Genomic DNA, 18,172 nt, shown 5'->3' with positions numbered 1-18,172 from the left:
TGTTATGCATTTTCGTATCAGAGACATCACCGATAAAATTAATGAGCGCAGTTTTCAGCTGCGTGAAAAATACCTTTCACAACTGACAGAGGCCAGAGTGCAAGGCCCCCATCGTAAAGGCCTGCACTGCGGCAATCTGGCACATGGATTTGCTGCCTGCCTTTTGCATGAGAAACAGATTCTCCGTGAAATGAGACAGCCTAATATCGGTATTATTTCCGCTTATAATGATATGCTATCCGCGCATCAGCCTTATGAGCATTATCCTTCACTAATCAAGAAGGCGGTTGCAGAAGCCGGAGGCATTGCTCAGTTCGCCGGCGGTGTGCCGGCCATGTGTGATGGTATCACGCAGGGACAGCCTGGCATGGAGTTAAGCCTCTTGAGTCGTGATGTAATAGCCATGTCCGCGTCTATCGGCTTATCTCATAATATGTTTGACGGCGGCCTGATGCTTGGCATCTGCGACAAAATAGTACCTGGTCTGTTGATTTCAGCCTTATCTTTTGGTCATTTGCCCTTTATGCTAATTCCCGCAGGGCCTATGCCATCCGGGATCTCGAACAAAGAGAAGGCGCGAATACGTCAGTTGTATGCCGAAAAGAAAGTGGACAAAGACAAGCTTCTGGACGCTGAAGCGGCTTCCTATCATTCTCCTGGTACCTGTACTTTTTACGGAACAGCCAACTCCAATCAACTCCTCGTGGAAATAATGGGTTTGCAATTACCTGGCTCTTCATTTGTACATCCAAACACAGCTTTACGTGATGAATTAACCAAAGCCGCTGCACAGAAAATTATTGAACTGACCGATTTAAGGGGGGAGTATTTACCAGTTGGCAAAATTGTTGACGCAAAATCGCTGGTGAATGCAATTATTGGTTTACTGGCAACCGGTGGTTCAACTAACCATACCATGCACCTGATTGCGATTGCGCGTGCAGCCGGCCTGATTATCAATTGGGATGATTTTGCAGAGCTATCGAAGATTACCCCGTTACTTGCCCGAGTCTATCCGAATGGTGATGCCGACATTAATCAATTCCAGCAGGCAGGAGGTATGGGCTATCTGATAAAAACCCTGCTTGAAAATGAGTTACTGCATGCGGATGTGCACACTGTGGCTGGATTTGGTCTTCAGCGTTATACACAAAAGCCGACTCTCGATAACGGGCAACTTGCATGGATTGAAAGTGAACCTCAGTCAGCTGATATGAATGTTTTGCGTCCGGTGAGCGACGCCTTCCAACCCCAGGGAGGATTACAGGTGTTATCAGGTAATCTCGGGCGAGCTGTTTTCAAGACTTCTGCAGTGGCTTCGGAAAATCAGGTGATTGAAGCGCCTGCTTTGGTTTTTTCAAGCCAGGAAGAGTTTGAAACGGCCTTTCATGCCGGCGAATTGGAGAGAGATTGTGTAATTGTAGTGCGTTTCCAAGGGCCTAAAGCCTGTGGCATGCCTGAATTGCATAAACTGACTCCGCCACTTGGTGTATTGCAGGATAGAGGCTTTCGCGTTGCTCTTTTAACGGATGGCCGCATGTCCGGCGCTTCCGGCAAGGTGCCAGCCGCTATTCATGTCACGCCTGAGGCTGCAGACCAGGGGCTTATTTCAAAAGCAGAAAATGGCGATATGATCCTTATCGATGGGCAAAGAGGTATTGTCGAACTGCTGGTATCCGCTCAGGAATTAAAAAATAGACAACATGCTGTCAGAACGCTCGAACCAGTTAATGGTATGGGGAGAGAGTTATTTATTCATTTAAGAAATAATTTTTCAAGTGCTGAGGAAGGGGCCTGTAGCCTTTTTCCTGCGGGAGTTGCAGTAAATGGTGAGTGAGCAGTATGCGGTTGCCGCTGACATAGGGGGTACAAATGCCCGATTTTGCCGTGTTGAGCTGAACAGTCTGGCTATAGATCAGATTAAAATCCTTCCCTGTGCCAATTATCAGCGCATAGAGGATGCCTGGATTCACTATCTGAACAGTTGCGAAGTGGAAGATATTAAGCATGCAGCGATTGCCATTGCCTGTCCCGTCAATGGCGATACAATTTCCATGACCAATTCTCACTGGCAATTCTCAGTTAACTCTGTAAAGCAGAAACTAGGTTTAAACCGCTTATATATGTTGAATGATTTTACTGCCACGGCCATGAGCCTTACTGTATTACAATCTTTGCATAAATTGCAGATAGGCGGCGGTTATCCAGAACCAGATCAAAACATGCTGGTTCTTGGTGCTGGTACGGGTCTTGGAGTGGCTCAGTTAATTCCCGGCAGTCATGGGTATATCCCTGTTGCGGGTGAGGGAGGGCATGCTGACTGGCCAGCCCAGACTGAACAGGAGTGGTTCATTTACCAATATTTGTCCCGAAAATACGGACATGTCTCCTGTGAGCGTGTTTTATCAGGAGGAGGGCTTGAAGATCTTTATCAGGCCTTGGCAATGTTTCAAGACCAACCCATTGAGTTTCGATCTGCTGCTAAAATCGCGGAATTGGCGCTCACTACAGCTTGTCCTCTTGCCGTAACGGCGGTCAATCAGTTTTTTGCAAGTCTGGGAAGTTTTGCCGGGAATCTGGCTTTAACAGGTAATTCTCTGGGAGGTGTTTATCTCGCAGGAGGAATTGTTCCCAGGTTATTGCCATTATTGAGCGGTAGTGAGTTTCGTGAACGGTTTGAAAATAAAGGACGTTTTACAGGCTTTAATCAGAAAATTGCAACATTTGTAATCACTGCGGAACAGCCTGGCTTATTGGGAGCTGCTGCATATTTAAAACAAAGGATGAATGAGAATGGAGCCTTTTAACTGGAAACTATCGGCTGAGAAGGTTTTTTCTGCCAGTGCGCTGATTCCTGTCATTGTTATCAGAGATCTTAATCAAGCCTTGCCCTTGGCTGAAGCCTTGTTAAAGGGAGGCATTTGCATCATGGAGGTGACATTACGCACTGAAATCGCTCTTGAAGCGATTCACCTGTTGAGCCAGGAAATGAAAACGATGATTATTGGCGCGGGAACAGTGCTTAATGACTTACAGCTACAGCAGGTGCTCGACGCGGGTGCGGCCTTTGCATTAAGCCCAGGAGCTACCCCCAGTCTGTTATCAGCAGGGCGAGAAACTTCGATTCCTCTTATCCCGGGAATATCCAGTGTTTCTGAGGTCATGCTGGGTATGGAGATGGGATACAGGCATTTTAAATTTTTTCCCGCAGGCGCAATGGGCGGTGTTGCAGCATTGAAATCATTTTATGGCCCATTACCCGATGCTGTATTTTGCCCTACTGGCGGAATTAATAGCAGCAACTGTATGGACTATCTGGCATTGCCTAATGTACAGTGTGTTGGAGGTTCCTGGATGGTTCCTGAAACAGCAGTGCAGAACAGGGATTGGCAATTAATCACGGATCTTTGCAAAAAAGCCAATGCTCTGATTTCCGACAAAGTGTAGATGGATCAGACTGGTAAACTTGAGCTTAATTAAGGATAAGAAATGGCATTATTAGTTGCAATCATTGGATCATTAGCAGGTTTTCTATTTGGCTATGATGAAGGAATCATTGCAGGCTCCCTTGCTCTGGTGAAGGAGCATTTCGCTTTGAATCATACTGAAGTTGGGGTCATGACTTCCGCTTTGCCTTTCGGTGCACTTCTTGGCTCTATGTTGATTGGTGCTTTGCTGGTCTCTAAACTGGTAAAATATTTTGGCAGACGAAGTGCCTTATCGGCAGCCGGCCTGCTCTTTTTTCTCGGCGCTCTGGGAGCAGCTCTTGCTGCCGAGGAGTGGATTCTGATTGTGTCACGCTTTATTCTCGGTATCGCCATTGGAACTGCGGCAGTTATAACACCGCTCTATCTGGCTGAAACTGCTCCTGAAAAATGGCGCGGAGCAATGGTCGCTATTTATCAGCTTGCGATTACGATCGGGATCGTATGTGCTTATTCTGTTAACTATTTATTGATTGAACAAAATGCCTGGCGCGCAATGTTTGCTTCAAGTGCCATTCCAGCCGGCTTGTTAACTATTTTTATTCTGTTTCTACCTGAATCTCCGCGCTGGTTATATAGCGTTGGAAGAAAAAAAGAGGCTGCCAATGCCTTGCAGCGTCTGAGAAAGGAAAACTGCAGTCACGAATTACATCATATTGAATTAACTTTAAGCCGTGAACCGCACACACAGGGCTGGAAGCAATTATTCAGCCGTTCCATGCTGCCGGTGTTATCGCTCGGTATGATGCTATTCTGCTTACAGCAATTAAGCGGCATTAATGTCATTATCTACTATGCACCGGAGATTTTTAAGAATCTGGGTTTCAACAATGCAACCGGGCAAATTCTGGCAACCATGGGGATTGGTTTGGTTAATATGCTGGTCACCATTGGCGCTATATTCTGGGTAGACCAGCTTGGTCGGCGAAAGCTTCTTTTAATTGGTTTCTCTGGTGCATTTATCAGTCTTTTTGCGCTGAGTCTCTTTTCATTTTACCAGACCTCTTTAATCGCTTCTCTTTCTGTCATTTGCCTGACAGTTTACATATTTTCCTTTGCTATCAGCATTGGCCCCATCCCACATATTGCAATGTCGGAAATCTTTCCTTTGCACGTAAGAGGGGCAGGTATGGGCTTATCCTCAATCAGCAACTGGGGTTTCAATACACTGGTCGTTTTTAGCTTTCCTCTTTTGCATGCCGGAATTGGAATCGAATCTACTTTCGCATTGTATGGAGCAATCTGTTTCTTTGGATTGGTCTACAGCTATTATTTCATGCCAGAAACCAAGGGCCTCAGTTTAGAAACTATTGAAGATTATTTAATGAGCGGAAAAGCGCTGAAAGACCTGGGCCGAAGCGATTCAAGCGCTAAAGCCTATGACAACTGGGTTAAAAATTAATTATTGGCTCCCCCCGCAGGGGCTGTCACAAGTCTTGGAGCAATTTACTAGATTATCGTTAGACAACGTGAGCAGGTGTTGCATTAGATCACCAGGATAACGAGATTAGGAGTCATAATGAAGAAACGCAGTGTTTGCCTAATGACATTATCTTGTCTGCTATCAAATCCTTTAATTGCTCAAAGCACTGGGGGCTGGGTAGTCTCTGTGAGTGGGGGGACTGTTTGGACAAAGGCTGGGAAAACACAGACTTTTTTTTTGGCTCCCGAAATTGAGAACACCTATGCAGCGAAAAAAAATCTCGGCTCAACGGGAGCTGGCGAATTATTTATTGGAATGGAGAAAGTATTAGGCAGTGTCTTGCGTGGTCAATTAGGGTTATCGGGAGCAGTGACGGGCGCTGCGCGATTGGATGGCGAAATTTGGGATGACGCAGACCCGCAGTTTAGTAACCATAGTTATCATTACCGTATTAACCACCAGCGCGTGGCTGTACAGGGTAAACTACTGCTTAATAATGAAGCCGGGATTATACCCTGGATAAGCGGCGGTATTGGGGTGAGTTTTAATCAGGCTCATGAGTTTAGCAATAAATCCTTAAGCTGTGGTGTGTTTCCTGTTCCCGATTTCACCGATCATAAGCAAACGGCACTGGCGCTGACTTTTGGGGCTGGCCTACAGAAAATACTGAACAGGCATTGGCAAATCGGGGGAGGTTATACGCTGGCTGATTGGGGCAAAAGCAGTTTGGGCCGCGCTGAGGGGCAGAGCATGAATTCAGGGCTGAAGCTCAACCACCTTATCGCTCAGGGTATTTTATTCAATCTGACATACATTGGCTGAAGGAACGTTTATGGCAAACTTGTTTATTTCCAAAACTATTGCAATGATGATTGGCACTTCGATACTGACGGCTGCCTATGCAGGAATGCCCGTGTGGACATTTACACCATTAACTCAGACAGCCCTGACTGTGGCTGTGAATGACACAGCCACAGTCCAATATCAGATTACCAATCAATCCCTCAGGCCGCATACCCTCATCATGAGACCGATTCCAGGTGTTTCCCAGGTTGTTAGCAGTCCCTGGGATTGTCCAGGCACTATGTGGCTAGGATATCAGCAATCCTGCATTCTGAACTTAAGGATTCATGGCGGTGCTTTGCAAGGGAGCATTAATGGTGGACCGATACTTTGCGACATGGGTAACCCATTGCGTTGTAGTGAGCCATGTGCAGGGGAACAATTAAATATTTTACAGGGGCCTCCCTTGCCCACAACAAATTACTATACAGTGGGCGGAGTGACAAGCTGTCTGAAACAGGGAACCAGTGCAGTGCTTCAAAATAATAAGAGAAATTACCTTGCGATACCTTCGAATGGTCCTTTCGTTTTTTCAGAGGCCCTGGTGGTCGGCTCCCTGTATAATGTTACTGTATTAACTCAACCTGCAGGCCAACTATGTGAAGTTACAAATGGTTCGGGCATAATTACATCCAATGTGACAAATATTGGACTTACTTGTGAAGCAATATTGGCTCAGGATTCTTTCGCTAATGCATCGGCTGTGTTGCCATGGCAATCCTATGGCAGTGCCTGTTTAACAGCAACAGGTGTGAATAATGGAACTATACCGACTTGTCAGGCAGGTACGCCTGGTGGATTAAATGGGAATGTTCCAGATATAAATGGTCAAGGTACATTACGGCTGACGCTAGCCAATTTATTGGATGGAGGCGGGATTATAACAACCCAGCCTGTTCTGACATCACAGGGAATAGATGTAAGATTTACAACCTATTCCTTCGGTGGCGATGGTGCCGACGGGTTTAGTTTTTTTCTATTGGATGCCTCGCAAGGAGTTCCTGCCAATATCGGTGTTTTTGGCGGCGGGCTTGGATATGCAACAATTCCTGGAGGTTACGTTGGTATTGGGTTGGATGAATTTGGAAACTTTTCTAACCCAACCTGTGATCTCCTTATGCCTATCTGTGCTGGCGGACCTGGAAAGCAGCCAAACTCTATTGCAATCAGAGGGCCATCTCCTAATAATCCCTTTATCACAAGCGTTATTCCCGGGTTCAGTTTATGGCAGAACGTAGCATTACGGAATCAGTCAACCCCGCTGAATTATCACATTACTATTACAGGTTCAGGGATATTGAATTTGTATATTAATGGAGCTCAGTATATATCAAACTATAATTTATTTGCGCAAGCAGGAGCGATTCCAGCAACATTGTATTTTGGATTTTCAGCCAGTACTGGAGCTTTCACAAATATACACGAAATCAGCAATTTCTCTGTTACCACTTTCACTGGAGGTTTTTGCTAGGTTCTCTATTCTTGCATGAGGCAGCGGAGCTGCCTCATGTTTACGGTTGTTCAATGCGCCGTTCACATCGTCAGATTAAGAAGTTATTTCTGGTGCTGGCCGTTTAACGGAGACAGGCTGACCAGATTTGATTTGCGGTTGAGACCTGTCCACTGACTCTCTGGCTTCGATTGCTCTCAATACAGCGACATAACTCCAGGTTAAGGAATAGGCGCCTTGCTGTACTCCGGTTTCAAGATTGATTTGCTCGCTCATCAATAAATCAGGGGCATAGTCTTTGATCAGACGTAAATAAGCATCGCCAAGCTGAATGTATTGTTCGACAGTGCTCTTGTGATGCGTATGTTTCAGTTCGTTTGCTGCAAGGGTATAGTAATATTCAGCGGCAGCGGCCGTTAATATAAACCAGGGGTTTCCTTTACCGTCATTGCGATAGCCGTCATAAGTATCTCCCGGGTAACGTCCAAACAACAGGGCATTACCATATTGCTCATTGATTGGATACAGGGATTTAAATTGATCTTTGAGTGCCTCCACCGTGTGCTTAACATAGCTTGTATCGGCTGAAAAGAAACTGTCATGAGTATTGCCTAACAAGACGCCCAGAATTACTGCGCTATCCAGCTCCAGGTTCTTTTGCGGGCCTGAGTGCGGGGGCAGGGTAGCCTGAATCAGGTTGTTTTTACAATCGATATGTTTATAAAGGCGCTTTTCAATCAATCGAGCCTGTTCCAGATAGAATTGAGCAGCAAGCCTGTCATTGAATCGTTTGGCGAAGGCAGAGCCCTCCAGCAGTGCTTTGCGCTGTACCATAGCAGTAAAGAAATGATCGCCTAAAACCTCTTCCCAGAGATCAAAGTTTTTATCCTGCCAATGATGAGCGGTATACTCGAGATCCATTTTGATAGCGCCCATCGTATCCGGGTTTAAGCCTTCAAAGTATAAGTGCTCACGTACATAATTACTTTCACCATCTGCCATAAGGCTATTTGCAAATCGCATCAGGGTAATCGCCCTTATCGCCGGACCATCATTTTGGGGACGACCCCAGGGGCCTGTGTAGGGCTGGCTGGCTAATGGACTGTCAGGCATATAAAATTTGGGTTCTCCTAATATATCCTGCCCTGGTAACGGATCTTGCTGGTGTTGGAGACGTTCAACCCAACTGACATAGTTAAATAACTTTTGTTTGCTATCCTGATCCCGGTATTGCTCATACCAGGAGGCAATAAGATTCATCGATATTGCTGAGTCACGTGCCCAGTCGAAATAGTAGTCAGGATTACTGCGTGAGGGGGAGGCCATAATCGCACCTTCCGCGCTGATATTCGCTTTGAAATGTTCTTTAAGCGTATTCACATCTTCTGCAGTGAAGATTGATGCTATTGCATTGCTGCCAATAACACTCAGCCATAAGACAAATAAAATCCTTTTCATAATTTCCTCTATCAGAGCATTAATATAAAACGCTCACATACTACAGGAAACCTGTGCCGGTGGCTATAACATGCTCCGGGCTTCGGCACACATTCTAGGGGCAGATAGCGATAATCTCGGCGAGCTCAACTGTTTCGCTTACTACTACCGGTAGTTGTGATTCAGTAACAATATTACTCACTGCAGTATTGATTGTCGTGTTTTCAATTAGTGAAGTGGTCAGGCCGATTGTCTCTGTAGCAATCTGGCTATTTTGCTCTATTGTACTGCTATTACTATTTCCTCCCGTTGTCCCCGCGGAGCTATCCGTACTGGAGGTTTGTGTGCTGTCTGAATATTTCCAGGGAATAGGACCGGGTGTAAAATTTCCACTTCTATCGAATGAGCCGCTGGAAAACTGCTGACCCGGCCCTACAAGCTGATTTCCTCCTTTCACCAGTCCCTGTTTTACATCCAGGTAAGTATTGCTGGGAGTTGCAATGGCCTGAAGCTTTGTACCTAGAATGGCCAGTGCAACTACCGGCGTCTGGATGCTTCCTTTTTTCTTTTTACTGGAGGTATACTCGATCGCACCTTTATTTAATTTGGTTTTAAACTCTACATTCTGCTGACTGGAATAGGAGACAATCTGATAGCTGGTGTTTTCCTGTATACTGACCAGGGAACCATCCGTATATTTTATTTCTGCTTTGGCACCGGCGCCGGTGATGATGGTGTCGCCAGTAAACAGTTGCGATCCCCTACCTAATGTACGCTCCTTTCCTCCCTGCTGTGCGCTGACTTTACTGGTGACCGAAAGCACTAAAGCGGCAGGAGCAGTAAAAGCCGTTCCTGTAAATAATATAAAAATCAGCAGTATTATTTTCTTCACTGTCATTCCCTCATCATTTGCTTACATGTCTGAATGTGCCATCCCAATCCGAAGATGGGGGGTGGCTGATAAATGCATTAATTCGCGCCAGATAGAGGCTATAGAGATAGCGTCCTGGATAAGAAGAATGTAAGGTTTCAAATTGAGTTTTTGCAGCCTGCCAGTTTTGTTTATAGTAAGCCTGCAAACCCGCTTCATAATCCCTGATCTCATCTTTTTTTTCCTGGGGAACCTCCGCATAATACCCTTGAGGCTCATAAATTGTAACTGCTTTATGGGAGCCTTTAACAATTACTTTATCAACCGGCATCCAAAGAATGTCGTCCTGATGATGACGGCTTGCTTCTGAAACTAAAATATCCACTCGATAATATTTGGTTAAATCCTGCAGACGAGAAGCCAGATTAACTGTCTCGCCAATCACTGTGTAGGAAAGGCGAAATTTGGAGCCCATATCGCCAACATTCATGATGCCGGTGCTTAGCCCCATCCCAATTTTTACAGAGGGGAGGTTAAGCTGGTTTAATTGCTGATTAATCTCGGGAAGTTTGCCTCTAATCGCCAAAGCAGCGGCTAATGCATTATGACAGTGCTTTTCATCTACTAAAGGCGCCCCCCAGAATGCCATGACCATATCGCCGACATATTTATCGATAGTGCCCTGATGATCAAAGATAATATTGGTTAAAGGAGTAAAAAAGCTATTGAGCAAACGTTTGAGCTCTGTTGCTTCAAGTGATTCGCTTAAAGTGGTGAAACCACGTATATCAGCAAAAAAAACGGTCATCTCACGTGATTCGCCTCCAAGATTTACCTGTTCCGGATGATCGGTAATTTCTTTCATATAGGAAGGAGGAATATATTGGCTGAACAATTGTTTGATACGATTTTTTTGCCGCCTTTCCTGAATAAAGGAATAGGTAAAGTTAGCGAGAGCCTGTAGGCTAATTAAAGCCAGTAAAAGTCCTGGAGCTACGAAGATATTTTTAAAATGAAAGAAGAGGTAGCTGGCTATTAAAATTATTGTGATGAAGAAAAGAAAAAGAATGGGAAGAAGAACAGGTCCCAGGTAGGGAAATAACAAGGTGAACACAATCCCTGATAACAATATTAAGATAATCCCTGTATTGGTATGCCAGTCAAATTGGCTGGTGATCTGTTTTTCCAGAATTCCGGTAATAATATTGGCATTCATTTCCACGCCGGGAAAGCTTTGAGATAAGGGTGCCTGGTGAAGATCCCCCAGTAATACCATAGTAGAACCTAAAAGGGCTATACTGCCTGATAATTCCTGAGAGGATACTTTATTGTGAAGGATATCCGTAGCGGAGTAGGTTGGAATCGTTGCAGGTCCGCCCCAGAAAGGAATCAGCAGCTGCCCTTTGGAATTAGTAGGTATGAAAAGACCGCCCACGTTGATACCATACAACTCTTCTTTTCCCTGAATCCTACGAGTCATCAACTCGACATTGTCTGCTAATAAATAGCGCATGACACTTGAGAGAGCAAGACTTGAATATAGTTGGTTGTTATAAACTGCTAATAAAAGTCCATGACGAACCGAGCCATCGAGATCAGGAACATTGCTGACAAAGCCAGCATGACCTGCCGCCTTTAAAAATAGATTGAGTATACCGTTATAGCCAGTGAAGTGCAGAAAATTGAGTGTTAGTGTATTGACTGATTGTGAATTGTTAAACAGGAGCGGTGAGGGTAAAGCACCCTTTTTAATATCGGGATTGTCATGGAAAAGAAATCCCAGTACCACTTCGTTCTCTGATAGAGTTTTCGCAAAGGCCTGATCGTTATCTATCAGTGGGGCAGCTTTCAGCAGTAAAGGCATTAGCTCTTGAGAAAGTGTCTGGTTATTTATGCTCTGTAATTTTTTTTCCAGTCCTTGGGCATAATTAATTTCCGCCTCGGATAACACAATATCAAAGGCAATTACCACAACCCCCGCTTTTTTTAGATTGCTTAGCAGGGTTACAAATTTGTCTCTCGGCCAGGGCCATCTTCCTTCAGCCTGGGTGGAATAATCATCGATATCGATAATCACCACACGAGGCGGCAGGCTTTTATTGCCAACAGTCAGATGAAGGATCTGGTCATAGATAAAGCTGTTACTTCGGGTTATGAATTGATCAAGATAGGGAAAGGCATTTTTCTGCAGGGCAAAAATAAAAGCCAGCAGCAAAAAACCAATTCCGAATTGAAGTAATTTTTTTTTAAATTGACCTATCAAACAGAACTCCATTTCAACAAGCGGTAACGAACACTTTTTAAGCCATATTCATATGGAGTGAAAGCATTGTCAGATTACTATGATACACACTGCCTCGCTGGCTATACTGATGTTCAATACGCAGGCTTAATTGCTTATATTTGAATGATAAACCGCCTCCTGCGCGATAACCATTCTGATCCAGATTAAATTCAGGCAAAGCACCCACAAACTCTCCCGAAATGCCGGGGCGATTATTGGAAAATTGCAAGACTTGTATTAATCCCGCATTCACAAATGGCTGTACCCATTCTTTTAACTGGTACCCGATTTCTGCGTTTTCAAGCGAAAAGGCCGATTTGTTACGTAAAAATGGCACTCTGTTTACTATCTGATTAGGAATAAATGAATAGTTAAAACTGTCCTGCTCTATCTGACTGTACAATAATCCAATGCTGCCGAGAAATTTCCAGTTAGAAAATGAACGGCTATAAATTCCGTTTACACTTGTAAACCAGTTATTACTGTTACTGTGTGCACGTCCTAATTGCTGGTTCTCAGTCTGGGCCGCAATAGTAGTGGAATAGGAAAGTGAGTTATAGCCCAGCCCCGCCATTAAATCGATAAGTAAATTGGGCGTAATGGTTTTCAGCAGGTGGCCATAAATAGAATCATTTTTAACCTTTTGGTCCGTTTCACTGGGTAAACCGGGATCGATTCGCATCGATGAATGAACATTGCTTTTGACTTCGTAAATATAAAGGCCGGCAGTTAATCCTTCGCGTAAGCGAAAATTATTACCCCCTGCCATATACAAATTTAAATGACCGCTAAAACGATTAAAACTGGTCGGTTTTGTGGAATCAAATTTAAAGCTTTGATAGCCATAGAGAGCACTGAGATTATACCCTTGTTTGGGGGAGGGAGTGTTTGCCTGATCTTTCTCTATAGTAGAGGCCTCGGCCTGCGTATATAGTAATGTCAGTAAACAAACCAATGATCTTCTAATTATTTTTTTATTCATATTTCTATAATACTAGTTCCTGAATGTCATCAAGCATGGTTTGAGATATCTCAGAATCCAATGCATAACCTTTAATGCTTGTATTTGTAATTCATTAATCTGTCATTGAACTATCCTAATTAATTGCAAGGTAGAGGGGACCCGTTATCAGTGTGGCCCCCGCATTAACACAAGCTCCCAGATTCCCGGTTAGCGAATCAATGGTGCATTTGGTAATGGTTGAGTTACCAGGATTGCTGATGTAAGCAAAGGTGTTGGCATCGTCTAAAACAATTCCAAATGACAAAGCAAGTGCCGTGGCTCCGGAGTCGGCACATGCCAGAAACTGTCCAGTTACTCCATTCACAGTACACTGGCTAACACTAGGCGTATCCTGATTCGTGATATAAGCAATGGTCTCAGTAGAATTAAAGGTCAGTGCTCTCACCCCATTAAGCCCGGTCGCTCCTGAATTAACACAACCACTTAAAAGACCTGTACCCGCGTTGATATTACAGACACTAATCGTATCGGTGCCTAAGCTGGTAATATAGGCACGGGTACCCGCTGAATTGATAGCGATTCCACCGGGAGCGAACCCCACTACCGCTCCGGAGGGTACACATCCACTTAAGTTGCCAGCAGGGGCATTCACAGTGCACTTAGTGGCTCCACCGGTGAAGTTAACAATATAAGCGAATGTGCCTGCAGGATTTAGCGTAATTTGCTGAGGCAGAGAAATTCCCGTGGCCCCCGAAGCCTGGCAATTTGTTAATGCGCCCGTTCCGGGGGTCACATCACATTGAGTTACCGAATTACTACTTTGACCGGTGATATATGCGATAGTACGAGCTGGATTGAATGTCATGCCGACAAGTTGCGCTGGTAACCCCCCAGTATTACTACAGCTTCCTAACTGACCTGTGATGGCATTGATAGTACATTGAGTTATATCCACTTGATCTGGTATATACATATAAGATGACTGAATGCTGATATTCGCAGTGATAATAATGGTGTTATTTCCAAAAACAGGAAAATTGGTAGGGATTACAGTAGTGGTTCCAGCAGTATAACTGATTGTGCAACTTGCACCCGGATTAACTACTGCGCAGTTATTTGCTGTCTCGCTGACATTTCCCGCCAATGCAGTTCCTGTAAAATCAGAATGGATAGAAAACGCCGGAAAAACAGGGGAATTATTGGTAATCGTTAGCGATTGTGTCTCACCGGTACGCATTACGATAGGAGAACCTGTAACTGAAATGCTCAGCTGTGTGGGTGCGACGACAGACATAGTAACCGCCGTTGTCGCAGCATTCACTCCAACGATTGAAACTGAGGCTGGCGGATGTACAGTGTTGCCTGGGAGAAAAGAGAGAGTGCAGCTTGATTGTGGTGGTAAAACATTGCATCCCGAGGCATTCTGCACTACATCAGTCCAGCCTGAAGGCAGAATGGCATGAATTTGGGAAGCGGTTACTCGAGTTGAATTATTAAATAATGTCAGTGTGGCAGGAATTCCTGAAGCAGCGGTCATTTGAATAGAGCAGGCGGTAAGATTTTTTTTGCCATAGCAATACTCCCCTTTGGGTTTTACTAGTAATAAGGCTTTATCTTCTGAAACCACTTTCAGATTAAGCATCGTGTTTCTACTTAAGGGCTGGGCACAGTAGCGTGGTTTTGTATTGTCATTAGAGTCAAATTCGCATAATACGGGACCTGAACTAATCTTATCCGGTAAATGGGCTGCATCTATTTCCAGGCTTAAAACACAGGATTTTCCTTCAGCGAGGACAATTTGTGGATCACAGCTATTTTCCCCGTCAATCAGTTGGGTTATGCCACTGATTGGAATCATCTTTAAAAGCCGCGAAGTATCAGAATGATTCACAAGGCGATATTTTATGATAATTTGACTGTCTTTGGGTAGCTCGCTGGAGGTAGAGTTAAGAGGAATGAACTCAATTTGGTTTTTCGCATGGCCTGAAGCCATTCCCAGGGTAAGTAGTAAAAAACACAAAAGTCTCGTGAATTTTTTTTTTGAAAGGTTATTAATCATTAATTGTAATGTTTTTCCTGAATTATCTTCATGATCTGAATAACACATTCAATAAACCCTATCCATTTTAAGCAATCTACCTATCTACCGCAATTCTAAAAGAGAGTCAATAAACGCTCTCTATGATTTGCTGAAAGAGATCAGTATTCATGCAGGCTGCGTAAAAAGTTGATTGAAATCAATAGATATTATTTTTCAAGGTACTAGAAAAAATGATAGTCTTCGACTATATACTAATAAACCAGACTAATTTAGTTAAGGTCACATCATGGACATAAAGCGATACGTATTATCCCTCTCATTATTGGCTGCTCTGAGTCATCCCGCTTTCGCTACTACCCAGGAAGGGGAAGAGGCCTACAATCAGCAACATTACGATAAAGCCTACATTCTTCTGTCAGAGGAGGCAGCAAAAGGCGATCCCAAGGCACAATACCTGCTGGGTAAGATGTATTACAATGCACAAGGTGTGACCTACAATCCGCAAAAAACTGAAGAGCTCTTACTTGCTTCAGCAAATCAGGGCAATGTGGATGCACAAGTACTTCTGGCAGGATTTTACTGGTATCAGAAAACGCCGGAAGGTTATGCCAAAGCATTAACCTGGTATGAAAAAGCGGCATCACAGAATAACGCAGATGCTCAATACGCTTTAGGTTATATGTACAACTATGGCAATGGTGTACCTCAAAATTATGAAACAGCGATGTCCTGGTATAAAAAAGCCGCTGATCAGAATCATTCGGATGCTTTGTTATCGATTGGCTATATGTATGACACGGGCACAGGGGTCACAAAAGATTTGCCAGAGGCTATCAAGTGGTATGGCAAGGCCGCTGATCTGGGTAATGCCAGTGCACAATACAATTTAGGTTCGATTTATGAATATGGTGATGGCGTGCCTAAAGATGAGAAAAAGGCTTTTGAGTATTTTCAGAAAGCAGCAGATCAGGGACATGCCAAATCGCAGCTTGAACTGGGCAGTTTTTATGATACGGGTAAAACCGGCTCGGTGGATCTGCAAAAGGCAGCCTACTGGTATCAGAAAAGTGCTGATCAGGGGAATCCAACTGCCCAGTATAATATAGGGGATATGTATTTTTACGGAGACGGAGTCAGCAAAAACCTCGATACAGCCATGAACTGGATCAGGAAGTCCGCAGAGCAGGGATTTGGCAAAGCTCAAAATCGTCTGGGTGTTTTTTATCGTGACGGAATCGGTATTACTGCAAACCCTGTGGAAGCCTATGCCTGGTTTAGCACAGCAGTAGCCAATAATTATGCGGATGCAAGCAAAAATCGTGATGAGCTTGAGAAGAAATTAACTCCGGATCAATTGAAACAAGCCAAGGAATTGTCTGATAAGTATTCTGCACAATATCAGGCTCCTAAATAGCAGGTTTCACAGAGAGACGGTTGATTTTAAACCCTCTCTAACTCTCACTGCCATTTTTGTCCTTCCCGCGAAGGCGGGAAACCATTCCTCAGTTGGCATTTAGCGAGCTCAGAGATGGCTCCCCGCCTTCGCGGGGAGGACAGTTTATTGGCGGGGAGAGAGGATTTAAAGAGCGAACTCCCTTGTATATTTTTATCCTTCCGCAGTGAAGCGTTTCTCAACATGGATGGTGCTGGCGGCTGGGGCGATGGCATCTTCTGCTTCTATAAATCTTACAACATCACCAATTTCAAGTTTTTCAAAATCATAGGAAACAACGCTGGCACTGGTAAAGCGAATTCGGCGACCGTCAATGGTTTCGATGAATCCATAATCAGCAGGTGGATAAATTTCGGCAATTTTTCCCTGAGGGGCAGTCTGGTGATGCTTGACATGCCCTCGAACCTTTTTTATGTGGCTTTGAAGTTGCCGTTTCATCGCGTTAAAAGCATCGCGGATAGCAACATAGACGTCTTCATGCGCATGTTCATCACCGTGGCTTTTGCTTACCACCAATTCAGAGCCGGGTAGAGTCAGATCAATTCGTACATGATAGAGGTTGCCCTTATAATGATGCCGATGCTCAGATTCAATCACTACATCACAGCGAGTGATATTCTGATAAAATCGATTCAGCTTTTCTGCCAGGTGAATAGCTTTTTCTTCGGCGGTTAATGAACGATCCATATTTCTAAAAACAACATTGATAGGAAGTTTCATGGGGTCCTACCTCCATTGTAAAGTTTATTATTAAGCGAAATGAAAAATAGATTTTTTCTCATCATTCATTATTAATTGTAGAGGAGTTTTTGAGATAGTAGTAATGTTTCTCTGTTATGGGGTTATTTTAAGGGAGTATAGCAATGTCAGTATCCTGCTTGCACTGTTTTATATCAGGCAAAGTTCAAGGTGTATGGTTTCGGGCTTCTGCCAGAGAAGAGGCCGAACAATTAGGCATTAAGGGCTGGGCCCGTAACCTGGCCGATGGCCGGGTTGAAGTGATGGCCTGTGGTGAAAATGAGAAACTGGAGGCGTTTTTTCATTGGTTGAAGCAGGGGCCAAGTCTTGCTCATGTCACAGACTGTGTCAGGGAGGATCTCCCCTGGAGAGAGTATTCAGAATTTCGGTCTTTTTAGTGAGGGTCTATACTTAGAATAAGAGAAACAGTTTAAGGAGAACCTCATGGCTAATAAAAATAATAGAGAAAAAAAGAAAGTCATTCCAGAGTCTGATGAGAACAAATCCAGAAGGGCAGAAGATCCTATACCCAAAACAGAAGAAGAACTGGATGAAACAATTGAAGATACATTTCCTGCCAGCGATGCGACCGCGCAATACTAGACGTAACAGAAATAAAAATAATAGCGGTTATAAACCGCTATTATTTAGTTAGCTCTACTTACTTTGTAGTGAAATAAGTTTCATCATAGGCATAGCAGGTCCATTGGACTTGTTTTCCACCGACTTCAACGTTAATCACTTCATTGTTAAGAGAAGCAAGAGTGGGTTGTTGTTGCAGGTAACAAACGCGATTCGTTCCACCAATAGTCACATAGTTATAGTCAGTAGTTGCGCTGTAACTTTCGGGCACATAATATACATCACCTTTTTGCTCTAACACTACGGGGGAACCAGTAATAACTACTTTATCAGCAAAGGAAGCTGCACTAAATAACATAGCTAAAGCTGCAAAAGCTATAGTAATAATCTTCATTTTGTAAATCTCCTTATTTACATGACTAAAAGTTTAACTGTAGAGAGATGAATGAGTATATGAAAGAGTTACCTACGAAATTTCCAAACACCTTACTCTACAGAAGATACATTTCGCAAACCTCTCCGGTTTACTTTTTAAGTATAGATTACAATTTAAAAATTTAAACCTCATAATTTTAATTTGCTGCTGGATGTTTAACTTTTC

The 18,172-nt window shown here is 43.9% G+C and carries 16 protein-coding genes; 9 read left to right on the top strand and 7 right to left on the bottom strand.

Annotated features, from left to right (window positions below; genetic code table 11):
• The first annotated feature begins 4 nt into the window (after positions 1–4).
• The 6 genes from edd to B1207_RS03170 all read left to right on the top strand — a co-directional run bounded on the left by edd (position 5) and on the right by B1207_RS03170 (position 7,222).
• Positions 5–1,837: a phosphogluconate dehydratase gene (edd, locus tag B1207_RS03195; RefSeq protein ID WP_112218557.1), complete on the top strand. Its 1,833-nt coding sequence runs from the start codon at positions 5–7 to the stop codon at positions 1,835–1,837.
• A complete protein-coding gene (gene glk, locus B1207_RS03190) occupies positions 1,827–2,807 on the top strand; it encodes a glucokinase (RefSeq protein WP_112218556.1) in 981 nt (326 codons plus the stop codon). The genes edd and glk overlap by 11 nt, the downstream gene beginning before the upstream one ends.
• Positions 2,794–3,447, top strand: a complete 654-nt coding sequence (locus B1207_RS03185) for a bifunctional 4-hydroxy-2-oxoglutarate aldolase/2-dehydro-3-deoxy-phosphogluconate aldolase (RefSeq protein ID WP_112218555.1) — start codon at positions 2,794–2,796, stop codon at positions 3,445–3,447. Before glk ends, B1207_RS03185 begins: the two co-directional genes overlap by 14 nt.
• A 42-nt stretch (positions 3,448–3,489) precedes the next feature.
• Entirely contained in the window at positions 3,490–4,887 is a 1,398-nt protein-coding gene (locus B1207_RS03180; RefSeq protein ID WP_112218554.1) for a sugar porter family MFS transporter, read from the top strand.
• A 117-nt stretch (positions 4,888–5,004) separates the two neighbouring features.
• A complete protein-coding gene (locus tag B1207_RS03175; RefSeq protein WP_112218553.1) occupies positions 5,005–5,730 on the top strand; it encodes a porin family protein in 726 nt (241 codons plus the stop codon).
• Between the two features lie 10 nt (positions 5,731–5,740).
• Positions 5,741–7,222 (top strand): lectin-like domain-containing protein, encoded by a 1,482-nt coding sequence (locus B1207_RS03170; RefSeq protein ID WP_112218552.1) that lies wholly within the window; start codon positions 5,741–5,743, stop codon positions 7,220–7,222.
• 75 nt (positions 7,223–7,297) lie between these two features.
• On the opposite strand, the gene B1207_RS03165 is transcribed toward B1207_RS03170, so the two are convergent.
• The 5 genes from B1207_RS03165 to B1207_RS03145 form a co-directional block, all read right to left on the bottom strand.
• Positions 7,298–8,659 carry a glycoside hydrolase family 15 protein gene (locus B1207_RS03165; RefSeq protein WP_112218551.1) on the bottom strand — a complete coding sequence of 454 codons (1,362 nt, stop codon included), beginning with the start codon at positions 8,657–8,659 and terminating at the stop codon, positions 7,298–7,300.
• Positions 8,660–8,753: 94 nt separating this feature from the next.
• Positions 8,754–9,530 carry a FecR family protein gene (locus B1207_RS03160; RefSeq protein ID WP_172458094.1) on the bottom strand — a complete coding sequence of 259 codons (777 nt, stop codon included), beginning with the start codon at positions 9,528–9,530 and terminating at the stop codon, positions 8,754–8,756.
• A gap of 13 nt (positions 9,531–9,543) precedes the next feature.
• A complete protein-coding gene (locus B1207_RS03155) occupies positions 9,544–11,772 on the bottom strand; it encodes a CHASE2 domain-containing protein (RefSeq protein WP_253255775.1) in 2,229 nt (742 codons plus the stop codon).
• A gap of 37 nt (positions 11,773–11,809) precedes the next feature.
• Positions 11,810–12,775, bottom strand: coding sequence for an autotransporter outer membrane beta-barrel domain-containing protein (locus tag B1207_RS03150; RefSeq protein WP_112218549.1), 966 nt, complete (start codon positions 12,773–12,775; stop codon positions 11,810–11,812).
• A 115-nt stretch (positions 12,776–12,890) separates the two neighbouring features.
• Complete coding sequence (locus tag B1207_RS03145) at positions 12,891–14,864, bottom strand: YncE family protein (RefSeq protein ID WP_112218548.1); 1,974 nt, start codon at positions 14,862–14,864, stop codon at positions 12,891–12,893.
• A 220-nt stretch (positions 14,865–15,084) separates the two neighbouring features.
• On the opposite strand from B1207_RS03145, the gene B1207_RS03140 reads away from it, so the two are divergent.
• Positions 15,085–16,212, top strand: coding sequence for an SEL1-like repeat protein (locus B1207_RS03140; RefSeq protein ID WP_112218547.1), 1,128 nt, complete (start codon positions 15,085–15,087; stop codon positions 16,210–16,212).
• 192 nt (positions 16,213–16,404) lie between these two features.
• Here the strand turns inward: B1207_RS03140 and B1207_RS03135 are convergent, their stop codons facing one another.
• Complete coding sequence (locus tag B1207_RS03135) at positions 16,405–16,971, bottom strand: HPF/RaiA family ribosome-associated protein (RefSeq protein ID WP_112218546.1); 567 nt, start codon at positions 16,969–16,971, stop codon at positions 16,405–16,407.
• A gap of 143 nt (positions 16,972–17,114) precedes the next feature.
• On the opposite strand from B1207_RS03135, the gene B1207_RS03130 reads away from it, so the two are divergent.
• Together B1207_RS03130 and B1207_RS15905 are read left to right on the top strand one after the other, a co-directional pair.
• Positions 17,115–17,387 carry an acylphosphatase gene (locus tag B1207_RS03130; protein ID WP_112218545.1) on the top strand — a complete coding sequence of 91 codons (273 nt, stop codon included), beginning with the start codon at positions 17,115–17,117 and terminating at the stop codon, positions 17,385–17,387.
• Between the two features lie 46 nt (positions 17,388–17,433).
• Positions 17,434–17,592, top strand: coding sequence for a hypothetical protein (locus B1207_RS15905; RefSeq protein ID WP_165483033.1), 159 nt, complete (start codon positions 17,434–17,436; stop codon positions 17,590–17,592).
• A gap of 58 nt (positions 17,593–17,650) precedes the next feature.
• Here the strand turns inward: B1207_RS15905 and B1207_RS03125 are convergent, their stop codons facing one another.
• A complete protein-coding gene (locus B1207_RS03125) occupies positions 17,651–17,965 on the bottom strand; it encodes a hypothetical protein (protein ID WP_112218544.1) in 315 nt (104 codons plus the stop codon).
• Positions 17,966–18,172 lie beyond the last annotated feature (207 nt).

It is taken from the genome of Legionella quinlivanii (assembly GCF_003265995.1).
Taxonomy (GTDB): domain Bacteria; phylum Pseudomonadota; class Gammaproteobacteria; order Legionellales; family Legionellaceae; genus Legionella_C; species Legionella_C quinlivanii_A.
The sequence above is the reverse complement of the archived record's forward strand: the minus strand, read 5'-3'. Positions and strand labels throughout refer to the sequence as shown.

What these genes read in the sequence shown, in the direction of transcription:
- B1207_RS03125 (WP_112218544.1), bottom strand. Translation starts at nt 17,965, where the DNA reads ATGAAGATTATTACTATAGCTTTTGCAGCTTTAGCTATGTTATTTAGT.
- B1207_RS03170 (WP_112218552.1), top strand. Translation starts at nt 5,741, where the DNA reads ATGGCAAACTTGTTTATTTCCAAAACTATTGCAATGATGATTGGCACT.
- B1207_RS03140 (WP_112218547.1), top strand. Translation starts at nt 15,085, where the DNA reads ATGGACATAAAGCGATACGTATTATCCCTCTCATTATTGGCTGCTCTG.
- edd (WP_112218557.1), top strand. Translation starts at nt 5, where the DNA reads ATGCATTTTCGTATCAGAGACATCACCGATAAAATTAATGAGCGCAGT.
- B1207_RS03145 (WP_112218548.1), bottom strand. Translation starts at nt 14,864, where the DNA reads ATGTGTTATTCAGATCATGAAGATAATTCAGGAAAAACATTACAATTA.
- B1207_RS03130 (WP_112218545.1), top strand. Translation starts at nt 17,115, where the DNA reads ATGTCAGTATCCTGCTTGCACTGTTTTATATCAGGCAAAGTTCAAGGT.
- B1207_RS03180 (WP_112218554.1), top strand. Translation starts at nt 3,490, where the DNA reads ATGGCATTATTAGTTGCAATCATTGGATCATTAGCAGGTTTTCTATTT.
- B1207_RS15905 (WP_165483033.1), top strand. Translation starts at nt 17,434, where the DNA reads ATGGCTAATAAAAATAATAGAGAAAAAAAGAAAGTCATTCCAGAGTCT.
- B1207_RS03175 (WP_112218553.1), top strand. Translation starts at nt 5,005, where the DNA reads ATGAAGAAACGCAGTGTTTGCCTAATGACATTATCTTGTCTGCTATCA.
- B1207_RS03185 (WP_112218555.1), top strand. Translation starts at nt 2,794, where the DNA reads ATGGAGCCTTTTAACTGGAAACTATCGGCTGAGAAGGTTTTTTCTGCC.
- glk (WP_112218556.1), top strand. Translation starts at nt 1,827, where the DNA reads ATGGTGAGTGAGCAGTATGCGGTTGCCGCTGACATAGGGGGTACAAAT.
- B1207_RS03135 (WP_112218546.1), bottom strand. Translation starts at nt 16,971, where the DNA reads ATGAAACTTCCTATCAATGTTGTTTTTAGAAATATGGATCGTTCATTA.
- B1207_RS03150 (WP_112218549.1), bottom strand. Translation starts at nt 12,775, where the DNA reads ATGAATAAAAAAATAATTAGAAGATCATTGGTTTGTTTACTGACATTA.
- B1207_RS03165 (WP_112218551.1), bottom strand. Translation starts at nt 8,659, where the DNA reads ATGAAAAGGATTTTATTTGTCTTATGGCTGAGTGTTATTGGCAGCAAT.